Below are 13411 nucleotides of genomic sequence, written 5' to 3' on the forward strand. Positions count from 1 at the left end.
ACGTATTTAAACCACATTCAGGGCACAGCATTGCTCAACTGTGTCAACTTGCAGCTAAAAGCTATATACGGCGGGTGTTGTACAAATCCCTCGCGCCCTCATCCCCTAACCCCTTCTCCCTCAGGGAGAAGGGGAATTGAATCTCTTGCTCCCCTCTCCTGGTGGGAGAGGGGCTGGGGGTGAGGGCGAAACCTTTGCACAAAGCGGGTTTGGTGTTAAGTTGACCAATGAGCAATACTATGCGCCTACAGCGTGCATGGTCTATTTACAGATAGATGCTATGAACATCAAAATTTCTCCTCCTAGTCCCTAGTCCCTAATCCCTAGTCCCTAGTCCCTAGTCCCTAATCCCTAGTCCCTAGTCCCTAATCCCTAAGCGCTAACTTCTGAGGTAGCGACTGGCACACTATCGCTATGACCGTAGTCGTAAGGGCCGTGGGTAACAACGGGCAATACTTCCCAGTTTTCAATGGCTGGTGGTGAGCTGGTTGTCCATTCTAAGGTCAAAGCTTCCCAAGGGTTATCACCTGCCAAAGGCCCTTTCATCCAGCTTTGGATGATGTTGATGGTGAAGGGAATCACGGAAATTCCTAAGATGATGGAACCAACGGTACAAATCTGATTAAGATCAATAAACTGGGGATCGTACATTGCCACTCTACGAGGCATTCCCTGCAAACCTAACTCGTGCATCGGTAAGAATGTGAGGTTAGTACCGATGAAGGTGAGGCCAAAGTGAATGCGTCCCCAAACTTCATTGAGTTTCCGTCCGGTCATTTTGGGGAACCAGTGATAAATCCCGGCGTAAATCCCAAATACAGAACCGCCAAATAGGACATAGTGGAAGTGTCCCACTACATAATATGTGTCGTGGACATGAACATCAAAGGGGGCTGTTCCCATTGTCACGCCGCTTAAACCGCCCATGACAAACATGGACAATAAGCCGATCGCAAACAGCATGGCACTGGTAAAGCGAATCTTACCGCGCCACAAGGTAGCTACCCAACCGAAAATCTTTACGCCAGTAGGAACGGCAACGAGTAGGGTAGAGATGGTGAAAAACATCCGCATCCAGCCGGGTGTACCACTGGTAAACATGTGGTGTACCCAAACGAATAAACCGACAACGCAGATTGCCAAGCTAGAATAAGCGATCGCTTTATATCCGAAAATTGGTTTGCGGGCGTGAACGGGAATCACTTCGGACATAATACCGAAGATAGGCAGAATCATTAGATATACTGCCGGGTGAGAATAGAACCAGAACAGATGTTGATAAAGGACAACATTACCGCCTGCATCTGGTTTAAAGAAGGAAGTACCAAAGTTGAGGTCAAACAATAACAGCACTAAACCAGCTGCTAACACAGGTGTAGATACAAGTGCTAGTACGGAAGTAGCTAAAATTGCCCAGCAGAACAAAGGTAGTTGATCCCATTTCATGCTGGGAACCTTCATCATCAAAATGGTAATGACAAAGTTCAATGAACCCAAAATTGAGGAAGTTCCCACCAACACAATCGCCAAAATCCACAGACTTTGAGCGATGGGTGCTGTAACTAAACTTAAGGGTGGGTAAGCTGTCCAACCAGATTGCGAACCGCCAAAGATAAAACTAACTAGCAGTAATAAACCTGCTGGGGGGTTTAACCAAAAGGCGATCGCATTCAGTTTGGGGAAAGCCATATCTCTAGCACCAATCATCAACGGTACTAGGAAGTTACCAAATCCCCCAATGGCGCTAGGAACGATCCACAAGAAAATCATGATCGTTCCGTGATTTGTCATGAAAGCGTTGTACAGATTGGGGTCGAGCAAATCTGCTTCTGGTGTTGCTAACTCCACACGGATAGCCATCGCCATCAAGCCACCGATGAGATAGAACACAAACGCCGTCACTAGGTATTGAATCCCAATTACCTTGTGATCGACGTTAAATGTGAAGTAGTCCCGCAATTTCCACGCTTTGGGGTGAGAAGTATGAGCAACCGCCAGAGTTTGCGACTGATTCTTATCTGGTGGCGTATTCTGAGGAGATTTTACTTTTGTCATTTGTGGTTTGTCCTCTCTTACAAAGTTCTGATCGCCGGTAGCCGGCGCTCCGACTTTGCGCTTTGTCCTTTGTCATTTGTGGTTTGTCATTTGTGGTTTGTCCTCTCTTACAAAGTTCTGATCGCCGGTAGCCGGCGCTCCGACTTTGCGCTTTGTCCTTTGTCCTTTGTGGTTTGTCTTTGATCCAATGACCAATAACCAATGACTAGTGACTAATGACCAATAACCAATGACTAATGACTAATGACCATTGACTCTAGAGTTGCTGCATTCACTCCCAAATCTTTGACGTGGGGGGCGAGAAACTCTGATGGGGATAAATCGGCTGGATTCACTGCAATTGCTTGATGCAAATCTTGCTTTTGAGCAACTTGGCTTTCTGTTAGCCAGCTTTCATACTCTTCGGGTGTGTGGACAATGACTTGCGATCGCATTGAGCCGTGATAACCACCACACAGTTCTGTACAAACGATGGGATATGTACCTGTTTTGGTGGCTACGAAACGCAATTGTGTTGGTATTCCGGGGATTGCATCTTGTTTCACCCGAAATTGTGGCACCCAAAATGAGTGAATTACATCCTGTGCTGACAGGTTGAGTTGCACATCAGCACCAATAGGTACGTGTAATTCCCCAGTGGAAACTCCTTCCTTGGGATAGTCAAACAACCAAGCAAACTGCATCCCAGTCACATTCACAACTAAATCGGCTGCTTTATCTTGGGTTGTGGATGTTGCACCAATACCGATGGTAGGCGCTGCTGTAGATGCTAATGAATTATCCAGAGTAGCTGCGATCGCACTCCCTTTCATCTCAGCCACATGAGCCGCACCATGAGGATGTCCAGCCGGCTCCAAACCTCCCATCCGGTTAAACACATCTACACTGTAGATGCCCAAACAAACTACAATCAGCGTTGGGATTGCAGTCCAAAAAATTTCTAGGGGAACGTTACCTTCAACCGGCGCACCATCGGTATTATCTCCCCGACGGCGGCGGTACTTAATCAAGAAAATTACAATCGTTCCTTCTACTACCAAGAAAAGAGCGATCGCAATGGTAAACATGATATTGAAAAAACCATCTACCAAAGGCGCTTGCAGCGATGCTTCTACCGGCAGTAGAGAATGGTTATTACCAATCCAAATGCTGATTGCTGTCACAATAATGCCAGCAACCAGAGTCCATAGTGAAACAGGAATTTGTTCCATACATACTACCTGCTCTGTAAATGCTGGGATTGGGGATCGGGGATTGAGTATTGGGTACTGGGTACTAGAGATTAGAAATTAATTTCTCACATTCCCCAGTCCCTAGTCACCAGTCCCCAGTCCCTAGTCCCCAGTCCCCATTTTGTCTCTCATTATGTTTGTAACTTACCCCTATAAAAATTGGGAAAATTTTCCAAATGTCTTCACATCCTTTCCCCCAAAAAATTAAAACAATATCTTTGTTTTTATGATAAAAAATACTATGATTTGTACCAAAAGCTATTCATGGCTAGCGCTTTTGGCTCTAATATTAATTTAACTGTCTGAGCCGCAATTATGGATTTGTTAATAGATAACAGTTTGCAATTTACAATATTGTTTACTACGAACTTTTTGCCAATTTCGATTCAAAATCTCTTGTAGCAAAGCATAAATAACTACATAGTATTCAATCACACCCTAGTTAACAGTAGATAAAATGTTACTTGAAAAGATTTAGATCCCCGACTTCTTGAAGAAGTCGGGGATCTGAACAGCAATTACGAATTACGAATTACGAATTCATAATTAATTATTTAATGGAGCGTGGGTGTAGCAATTTTTAGGACAAATACGAGAGCAAGCTTCGCAACCAATACAGTTGTCGGGGTTAGCAACAACCATTACCTTGCGTTCAATTTCTTCATCATCTTCATCTTCAACAAATTCGCCTTCTTCGTTGAGCGCTTTCAAATCAAGCACACTATACCCGCAGGCTTTCATGCATCTGCCACAGCCGATACATTTATCCTTATCAATTGATTGGGCGAATTTGGGAGTCCAAGTTTTACCTCCAAAGGTCAATCCTGTTAGTTGTGCCATGAATAAATCCTCGGCAATTGTGCCTACAAATATGTTTGTGCTTTAATCGTTATCCTAACTTAATCTTAATAGTCTATTTTTGCTAATAAACAATGTTTTTTGCATCATCAAAGTTTTATGACTTATATCAAGTATTACTTGTTTGTTTATTGACTTTTTTAATTGCAATATTTTGCCAACTATGATTATCGAATTATCTTTGTCCTACTTTTATACTTTGATAAATAAACCTTGAAATCAAGTGAGTTAGCACAGTCTCATGTGGTTCTGCTGCTGTAAATCCATCAGCCAAATACAGTTATTAATAAAATATAAAATCAACTAACTGATTTTTTTATGAGTATATAAGCGTGGTATTTATACAATTTATGCCCTTGTCAAATCAAGATTTTTTTGCTGAATCAGAAAACCTTGAGATAACAGTGTTGAGAGATACAGATGGCTTGAATATTGAAAGCGATCGCCCAGACAACTAAAATAGTTATTATCCCAATCTTTTTACCATAATCTGAAATTAGCAGTTGATACAAATTTAAATAAAATGAATGTGATTATTGCACATTAAACCAAATTATCTGGCAAACTTGATTTACGAAAAGAACTGTAATCATGATTGCAGACCATAAAGTAATGTAAAATATTAAAATTATTAATAAATAAGTTGAATACCATTAAAAGTAAGGTCTGATGTTCGAGTAAAACAGTTTGGCTAAGATTTTAAGGTCAAAGAAAATCTATCTTCTGAGTCTCTAAAACTAAAGTTGCTAAAAACCAGTTCTAAGCTCATTGTGAACAAATTTCTCAATATGATTATGAAAATTATAGTTAATAAAGAAATAAATTATGGCGCGTCTGAATTGTAAATTTATGCATTAAGGCTGTCATTGGTTATTAGTCATTAGTTATTTGTGTTGACAAAGGACGAATGAGCAATGACGACCCTGACAAATCAATATCCAATTTAAGCGCGTAATAGCTGAACAAGAGGCTCAGGCGAACAGCCTTAAATAGCTTCCAAATGGATGCAATTTCTCCAACAAGAAACAATTTTCTTGTTAGCAAAATAAGTTGGTGGCGAGTCGTGAATCTCATTCAAAGAGAGGGTACATCCTGGGGAGACTTGAGCCAAACATCTCAACGAGTATAGTTGGAAGTGCATTATGCCGTATACAATTCCTAACAACAGTTGCGTTGGATGTGACAATTGCCGACCCCAATGTCCGACGGGTGCAATCAAAATCGAAAACAATGAATATTGGATCGATCCTTGTCTTTGTAACGATTGTGAGGGTTATTATCCCGAACCGCAATGTGTAGCCGCCTGTCCGATCAAATCACCAATTCCGTGGCAAGCAAAAAAGGGGAGATGTAAAGTAGAACCAAGAGATGCTACCAGTCCAGATTTATTTTCTAATGGTAAAAATAACGCCTTTGCTTCAGCGATTGTGATTTGGGAAGCTTGTAACGTCCTAGCACAGCGTACTTCCTTACATTGGGAAATCGATGAAGCTGGGTATTTATCCTATAGTAGACAAGTTAATCAAGGTAGAGGTGCGATCGCATTTCATATCCAAGATGCATTAAATAACAGTACTCGCACTACAGACATTGCTGCAATTGAGGCTTTAGATATTAGAGCCACTTGCATCCATCTGATTTTTGCAGCTCATGCTACAGCAGTAGAACAACCTTGGGAACAAGAGTTTTCCATTGACGAACGCCAACTAGAGAAATATTTAGGACTAGAAAAACGCAAAGACCTAAGCAAAAATGCCAAGCTAGCTTTAATGAAAAACATAGTGCAGCAAGCTTGCTCACTAATTATTTCCATAGACTGGCCCCAACAAGGGAGAGTTAATGGCTTCTCCGTCGCTGGAACCCGCTTATGGCATTTAGTAGATATTGAACACCACTTTCAAGAAGATAAGCAAGGATGCAAATACTTAGTGGGGTTGACTTTTAAAGTTAAAGCGGGAATTTGGGCGCAGCATTTCTTAAATAAACAAGCATGTAAAGAACGCACCGCCTTCTATCAATATGGTATTTTGCCAAAAACCCTGCTCACAACTATTATGAGCATTTGGCAACAACATGAAGGCGCAGCCAGACTGATGCTGTGGTTGCTGTTTAAAACCAAAATGGGGCGAGAACAACGCATTACTGTCCCTACTTTGCTACGTGTAGCTTACGGTGAAGCAAAAGTCACCTCAGCATCCAGACAACGAGAAGAACGCAAACGTCTGCTGCGAACCTTTGAAAGCGACTTGGAAATGCTTAATCACTATGGCATTAAACCTATATTTGATCCAGTTACTTACCCGATAGAAATTCAACCATTATGGGCAAAGTTAATTGATGTCCCCGAAGATCCAGAAGCAGCCTTAGAATTTTGGACAAACGATGGTAATGGCGACACCCGGCTAACAGACACAGGCCCCCGTGGTAAATGGAATCTGCTGATGAATGCGCGGATTTTATCCTTTGAGTTACCGACAGAATGGGAGCAACAAAGCTCAGACTCCGACAAAAAATCACGGCGTAACGTTAATAGAAGCAAAAGAAAACCCAAAACCACAAGCGACTTACTTGGCGAACAGATTTTAGCAGCGCGAAAAAATCTCAACCTCTCCCAGCGAGAATTGGCAAAGTTGACAGGTAAAAGCCAAAGCTGGATTCGCGATATTGAAAATGGGCGTTTAAAAGTCAAGTTAGAAGACCAAGCGCTCTTGCGGAAAGTACTGAATATGGCTTGATGGATTTAGTACTAATCATTTTCGGTGAAGGGGAAAAAGGGGAATGGGAAAAGGGAAAGAAACCACCTTTCACCCTTAACCTTTAACCTTTTTCCCAAAAGCTATTTTGAGTTCAAAATGCTATCCCTTGTAGTATTGGATTTATTAGCATCTGGTATTTTGGCGAAACATCGCCGTGCTATCTTAACGCCACCTGATGCAATGTTAATGCATGGGGTTACATCGTTAATGCATTGCCCTACAATGCCAATGTATCGCCTTACATTGTTAATGTATTGCCCTACATTGTTAATGCATCGCCCTACATTGTTAATGCATCGCCCTACATTGTTAATGCATCGCCCTACATTGTTAATGCATCGCCCTGCAAAAATTTAACTTGCCTTTTCAGCTAAGTCATCAAGGGATAAATCACACAATGGGGTTGAATCTCTCTTAACAGTCAACCGCCAACTATCAACACTTTATCTCTTAGGTAGCAGTTTGACATGATCTTTGAGATAGTATTACTTATGGTATGAAAAAAGTTTCGACTGAGAAAGTATGGAAGTTCCATATCTATCCACAAAAGAAGCCGCTTGTAAACTTGGCTTTTCTGAGCAAAGAATTCGCTCTTTGCTCCGAGAAGGTATACTCGTTGGTCAGCAAGTTGGTAAAACCTGGGTGATTATGTCAGATTCCATAGAATCTTATCAAGCGAAGTTAGAAACTAATGATCCATCTGATCGCAAAAGCAAGAAAAAACACGGGAAAGGCATTAAAGCACTATCTTTCTTTTCGGGTGCAATGGGACTTGATCTCGGTTTAGAAAAATCAGGAATAGAAGTTGTTCTTGGGTGCGAAGTGGACAAATATTGTCGCAAAACAATAATATCTAACCGACCGGAGATAGCTCTGATTGGAGATATTTCATCTTATACAACAGATGAAATTCTTGAATATGCAGGAATATCAAAAAACGAGGTTGATATTATTGTTGGGGGACCACCATGTCAAGCATTTTCAACTGCGGGTGCGCGCCGTGGATTTAATGATAAACGCGGTAATGTATTCTTAAAATTTATAGAAATAATTCTTGATATTAAGCCTAAATACGCCGTTATAGAAAATGTTCGTGGTCTTCTTTCTGCACCCCTAAAACATCGACCTCATGCAGAACGAGGAGAAAATAACCCCCCCTTGAGCATAGATGAATTACCAGGAGGTGCTTTACTTCATATCATCAATCTTCTTCGTCAGGGAGGATACGATATCAGCTTTAATCTATACAACACAGCCAATTATGGAGTTCCCCAAGTCAGAGAAAGGGTTGTGATGATTTGCCATCGCGATGGCGGTAAGGTTCCTTACCTTTACCCAACCCATTCAGAAAATGGTAGTTTTGGACTACCACCCTGGCAAACTTTACGTGATGCAATCAGCAATATTCCAGAAGAAGAAGCATTGTACGTGAATTTTCCAGAGAATAGACTTGTATATTACCGAATGCTTCAAGAAGGACAGTACTGGAAACACCTTCCTCTTGAGATGCAGAAGAAAGCACTGGGAAAATCCTACTATGCTGGAGGAGGTAAAACTGGGTTTTTGAGAAGGCTTTCCTGGGACAAGCCGAGTTGTACCCTAGTCACCCATCCGGCTATGCCTGCAACAGATATTTGCCATCCAGTACTCAATCGACCTTTAAGCGTCCAAGAATATAAGCGTATTCAACAATTTCCTGATAACTGGATAGTATATGGCTCAATCATCGACCAATATCGGCAAATTGGTAACGCCGTTCCTGTGGGTTTAGGAGAAGCAATAGGTAAAACAATTCTCACTCATATGAGTGGGCAATTCCAGCATCCTCCACAAGACTTTCCATTTTCAAGATATAAAAATAATGATGATATCTCCTGGGAGAAAAAAACCTCTACCACCATCATCAAACATAATTTAGAGGATAAACCGTTGTCAGGCATCGAGTGTTTTAAATAAATTACATAAATCGTTCAATCGTTAGACATGATATTTTTCAGATTTTGCAAATAATTTTCGACAAACTTTTGGAAATTTTCTTCCGATAAGTTATGTGGTGTTGTTAATGGAAAATTTTTCCAATTGTCCCCTTGCTTTTTAGAAAACGTTCTATGCCATTTCTTGATAGGTGTTCCGTTTCTAATTGCTGATGATGAGGAGTTTTCAGAATTATCTCGGTTTTTTACTTGTAACGATTGCCATTGTCTTTGTTCGTCACGATAGATGAAATCTACAGATCTAACTACCGAACCTGAACACCATACCCAACCTTCATCTTCTAGAGTATGTGCTATGTATCTTTCCAGAAGGTCACCAACTAAATTTTCAGCACCCATAGAAAGGAGATGCCATTCTTTTGCTTTTTGAATTTCATCCGCAGGAACATTAAAATACTGATTTAATATAATTCCCACCATTTCATCAGGAATAGTTTTTGGTGGTTCGGGAGTTTTCTGCTCTCGACCTTTTTTAAAATTCCAAGCTTGCGCCTTTATATAATTAAGGGTTCCAATTTCGGAACTGTCTTTACTACGTCCAGCAGCAGCCATATTTGGGTTATCACAGAGAAATTCAATCACGGTTGCATACTTAACAGATAACCTTGGATCGATCTGATCCATGACTTCTTTGGCAGCAGAGTTTGCATTTTCAATGAAAGACACCGTACTAACCTCTATGACACAAGCATCCTTTCATATCATGTCTGATTAGACAAAATGCTACCAGTAATAAAAGATGTGATAGCCTGCCGCCACTAGCCTCATTGGTGTCAACTTAAGCTAAAAGCAATATAGGGCGGGCGTTGTACAAATACCTCGCGCCCTCATCCCCTAACCCCTTCTCCCGCAGGAGAAGGGGAACTAAATCTCTGGCTCCCCTCAACCTGTGGGAGAGGGGCTGGGGGTGAGGGCGAAACCTTGCACAAGAGCGGGTTTCACGTTAAGTTGACACCCACTAGCCTACACTCCTGCAAGCCTCTACATCAAGCAAAAGTTATCAAGGCAACAAATTGATTGACCTAACAATACTCAAAGTGCGATCGCCTGAACGCAAATCTATCTCCTCTGCGGCTGATGTCGGCAATAAATATTTACACTGAGTATATTTAAACCAATGTTTAATAATAGTATTTAGCTACTGCTTTTTGCATTCAGCAACGCTAAGTAAACAATAGTTACAGAAATCAGGAAAATGCGCTGTAGCCACTGATGCAAGTATGTAGCCTGTCACCATATATTATTGCAGTGGGTGGATACCGTGGTATCTGAGAATCATAGCGATATATCAATAGCCCGTGAGCAAATGCTGCAAAATCTCCTGCAAATAGAAGACTTAGCAGCAGTGCAAGAACGTAAACGCATTGCTCGTGAAATTCATGATTCCTTGGGGAACGCCCTGACAACTCTCAATGTGCAGCTACAAACAGCGCACAAACTTTGGAATATCGATCATACCCTAGCGGAAAAGTATTTACTAGAAGCTCAACGACTAGGTGCGATCGCTATTCAAGAAGTGCGCCAAACTGTCAAAAGTATGCGCGAGGTTGTACCTCTAGAACAGCCGTTAACCGAGCTGATCGATTCTTTAATTCAAAATTTTTATCACGTTACAGGTATTGTACCTGCTACCAATATTGACATACCTGCATCTTTAGCCCCAGAAGTAGCTAAAACTCTCTACAGAATCATCCAAGAAGCTTTGACAAATATTTGTAAATATGCAGAAGCCACAAAAGTAGAGATTAATCTCACTCACACCTGGGAAAATTTGTCCCTGATCATCCAAGACAACGGCAAAGGATTCAAAATTTCGCAAAACCGCAGTGGATTTGGACTGCAAGGAATGCAAGAACGGGTATCAGCTTTAAAAGGTAATTTTAATATTGATACAGAACCGGGATATGGCTGTTGGATTGTGGTTAATTTGCCTTTGGAACAGGAGAAAGTTCATAGACAGCCAAGCCCAGAACCAGAATATAGTTTACAAACTGCCAATCAAACTTCAATTGCAGAGGCTTACGTCACAGAAGAATTTAATTTACAAATCACTGAGACAACTCGAATTCAAGAACTTTCTGCATTAGAGTTTGATTTAAAATCACTGGATACAACTTTACTGCGAATAATTCCCCAACAAAATTTAAATTTAGAGTTACCTGATACAGTTCCCATTGCAGAGAATGAAGGACAGGAAAGCTTTGATTGGGAACAAAAAATCATGTTTCCATCTCCGTTGTCAATTGATGAGGCAGAAATTGAGCCGGAGCATTCACTCTGCAATCACAAATTTATTATTCAAGTTGTACAGGCTTTGGCTGAATTCATCGGCCCAATAGCTGATTTCTTAGTTCACAAGCTGTTGCAATCTTACCCTGATATTTCTCAAGAAGAACTTATCGAAATATTGGCATCAGAATTATCTGAAAATAATTCAATATTACCAATGTTTAATCATCAGGAAGTTATAGATAAACTATCTGTACATCGTGAGCCAGATAATTCAATTGAGTTAAACCAGCAACCAAACTTGGTAATCAAGAAATCTTGGGTTCAATCTGAAGTTCAATCCACACCAAAGAATTTACCTGTCAATTCTTCAGATACAGATGAACAATCTATTTCTGCAAGCTTTTTATGTCAATGCGAACATAAATTAGCTGAAATTATTGGGCCAATAGCTACTTTTATTGTGAAAAAAGTTGCCAAATCTTCTGAAAGAATTTCTCGTGCGGAACTCATAAAAATGTTAGCGGCAGAAATCCCCGAACCAAGCAAAGCCAAGCAATTTCAGCAGCGTCTACTGTCTCAAATTTGAGTATTACTTGTGATGTAATTTTGCAATGTAGGATGCGTTATTAACGCATCCTACCTTAGGGATTTACAAGAAATAAATTATTCCATCTTGTGGGGCGGGCATCTTGCCCGCCACATAATCTGGGCGGACAAGATGTCCACCCCACAATAAATACTGGGATATTTTTTGATTTGGAAGTCCCTTATACAAAAAATGTGAAAGATTGTAGGGGCAAGGCAATGCCCATTGGTGTCAACTTAACGTGAAACCCGCTCTTGTGCAAGGTTTCGCCCTCACCCCCAGCCCCTCTCCCACCAGGAGAGGGGAGCAAGAGATTTAGTTCCCCTTCTCCTGCGGGAGAAGGGGTTAGGGGATGAGGGCGCGAGGTATTTGTACAACACGCGCCGTATATAGCTTTTAGCTTAAGTTGATACGTATGGGCATTGCCTTGCCCTCTAGAATATATTGATGTGTCGCAAACATTATTTGATTTAGTATTTTCTTTGATTTTGCAATATGAAATGTAGTAGCGTGTCTAGACTAAAATAGTGCGTTAGATTAGAAAAAATTAACCGCAGATAAACAAGGCAGTGCGTTGGGCGGGTTTCCCGACTTGTACCCCTACGGGGAAGCAAGCTACGCGTAGCGTCTCCCCTTGGGAGAAGCAACTGCCGTGCGGATAAAATTAATCTTTAGTGCAACATTTAAGGTTAGACACGCCAGTAGGATGCGTTACGCTGGCGCTAACGCATCCTACAATTGAGATTTTTTGAGGATTCAAATCAGATTATTAAATATAAATCGCTATATATGAATATTATTTATTCAAAATAGAATTAGCATAAATTGCCAATTGTGAGCGATTTTTCACATTTAAACGATTAAATAAATTGGTGACGTGGGTTTTAACTGTACCTTCGGAAATATACAGTTTCTCGGCAATTTCGCGATTAGTTGCACCCATACCAATCAATTGCAAAACTTCTTGTTCTCGATTTGTGATTCCACCCAAATTCTGCTGTGGTGTTTTTTCTTGGCTAACTGGTTCTGAAGCTGGTGCTTTACCTAGCATTTTCTCAAATAACCCTGGTGCCATTTGGGTAAAACCTTTATACACAAACCGAATCGCCTGCGCTAGTTCCTCCGATCGCATATCTTTGAGTAAATAGCCTTTAGCCCCGGCGCGCATAGCCTCAGCGATATTTTCATCATCATCAAATGTTGTGAGGACTAATACTTTCATCCCAGGAAAGCGCTGACAAATAATGCGTGTGGCAGCTTTACCATCCATCACAGGCATTTGAATATCCATCAAAATCACATCAGGTTGCAAAACTGTAGCTTGCTCAATAGCCGTTTCACCGTTATCAGCAGTTCCCACTACTTCCAAGTCTGACTCTAAGTTGAGCATAACTTTAATTCCGTCTCGGATGAGAGATTGGTCTTCTACTAATAACAGCCGAATCATGATGAACACCTCTGAAAGTGCTACTGAGTGCTGAGTTGGAGAGACGCGATTAATCGCGTCTGTAAATGAGTGCTGAGTAAAAATTTTATTGTGACTTTTGTCAATGGTGGGGAAATTTTTTTATTGAGACTGCCTAAATGAAGGCTGATGAGACTTTGATTATAGTTAGGATACCAAAAACCGCGATCGCTTCTCTATAGCGACAACACCCAGCCCCCGAATTACTCCGTGGGATGATTAATTTAAATTAA

At 41.1% G+C, this 13411-nt stretch carries 10 protein-coding genes; 5 read left to right on the forward strand and 5 right to left on the reverse strand.

Annotated elements, in window-relative coordinates:
* Window positions 1-372 precede the first annotated feature (372 nt).
* The 3 genes from ctaD to fdxB all read right to left on the reverse strand — a co-directional run bounded on the left by ctaD (window position 373) and on the right by fdxB (window position 4127).
* Entirely contained in the window at window positions 373-2055 is a 1683-nt protein-coding gene (gene ctaD, locus HGR01_RS23405; RefSeq protein WP_045873081.1) for a cytochrome c oxidase subunit I, read from the reverse strand.
* 233 nt (window positions 2056-2288) lie between these two features.
* On the reverse strand, window positions 2289-3266 hold the full coding sequence (locus tag HGR01_RS23410; protein ID WP_045873082.1) for a cytochrome c oxidase subunit II: 978 nt from the start codon (window positions 3264-3266) through the stop codon (window positions 2289-2291).
* Between the two features lie 567 nt (window positions 3267-3833).
* A complete protein-coding gene (gene fdxB / locus HGR01_RS23415) occupies window positions 3834-4127 on the reverse strand; it encodes a ferredoxin III, nif-specific (RefSeq protein ID WP_045873083.1) in 294 nt (97 codons plus the stop codon).
* A 350-nt stretch (window positions 4128-4477) separates the two neighbouring features.
* Here fdxB and HGR01_RS23420 point away from each other — a divergent pair, with 350 nt between their 5' ends.
* From HGR01_RS23420 to HGR01_RS23435, 4 genes are all read left to right on the forward strand, one after another.
* On the forward strand, window positions 4478-4603 hold the full coding sequence (locus HGR01_RS23420) for a hypothetical protein (RefSeq protein ID WP_255325316.1): 126 nt from the start codon (window positions 4478-4480) through the stop codon (window positions 4601-4603).
* A gap of 684 nt (window positions 4604-5287) precedes the next feature.
* Entirely contained in the window at window positions 5288-6880 is a 1593-nt protein-coding gene (locus tag HGR01_RS23425) for a helix-turn-helix domain-containing protein (protein WP_045873084.1), read from the forward strand.
* A 117-nt stretch (window positions 6881-6997) separates the two neighbouring features.
* The gene (locus tag HGR01_RS23430) at window positions 6998-7258 is read left to right on the forward strand and encodes a hypothetical protein (RefSeq protein ID WP_155539520.1); all 261 of its coding nucleotides are present in this window, start codon (window positions 6998-7000) and stop codon (window positions 7256-7258) included.
* A gap of 165 nt (window positions 7259-7423) precedes the next feature.
* Window positions 7424-8857, forward strand: coding sequence for a DNA cytosine methyltransferase (locus HGR01_RS23435; protein ID WP_045873085.1), 1434 nt, complete (start codon window positions 7424-7426; stop codon window positions 8855-8857).
* Between the two features lie 14 nt (window positions 8858-8871).
* Here the strand turns inward: HGR01_RS23435 and HGR01_RS23440 are convergent, their stop codons facing one another.
* The gene (locus tag HGR01_RS23440; RefSeq protein WP_071989461.1) at window positions 8872-9561 is read right to left on the reverse strand and encodes a SinI family restriction endonuclease; all 690 of its coding nucleotides are present in this window, start codon (window positions 9559-9561) and stop codon (window positions 8872-8874) included.
* Window positions 9562-10156: 595 nt separating this feature from the next.
* On the opposite strand from HGR01_RS23440, the gene HGR01_RS23445 reads away from it, so the two are divergent.
* On the forward strand, window positions 10157-11713 hold the full coding sequence (locus tag HGR01_RS23445) for a sensor histidine kinase (RefSeq protein WP_096621755.1): 1557 nt from the start codon (window positions 10157-10159) through the stop codon (window positions 11711-11713).
* A gap of 796 nt (window positions 11714-12509) precedes the next feature.
* Here the strand turns inward: HGR01_RS23445 and HGR01_RS23450 are convergent.
* Window positions 12510-13160 carry a response regulator transcription factor gene (locus tag HGR01_RS23450; RefSeq protein ID WP_045874231.1) on the reverse strand — a complete coding sequence of 217 codons (651 nt, stop codon included), beginning with the start codon at window positions 13158-13160 and terminating at the stop codon, window positions 12510-12512.
* Window positions 13161-13411: the final 251 nt, after the last annotated feature.

Source organism: Tolypothrix sp. PCC 7712 (assembly GCF_025860405.1).
Lineage (GTDB): Bacteria > Cyanobacteriota > Cyanobacteriia > Cyanobacteriales > Nostocaceae > Aulosira > Aulosira diplosiphon.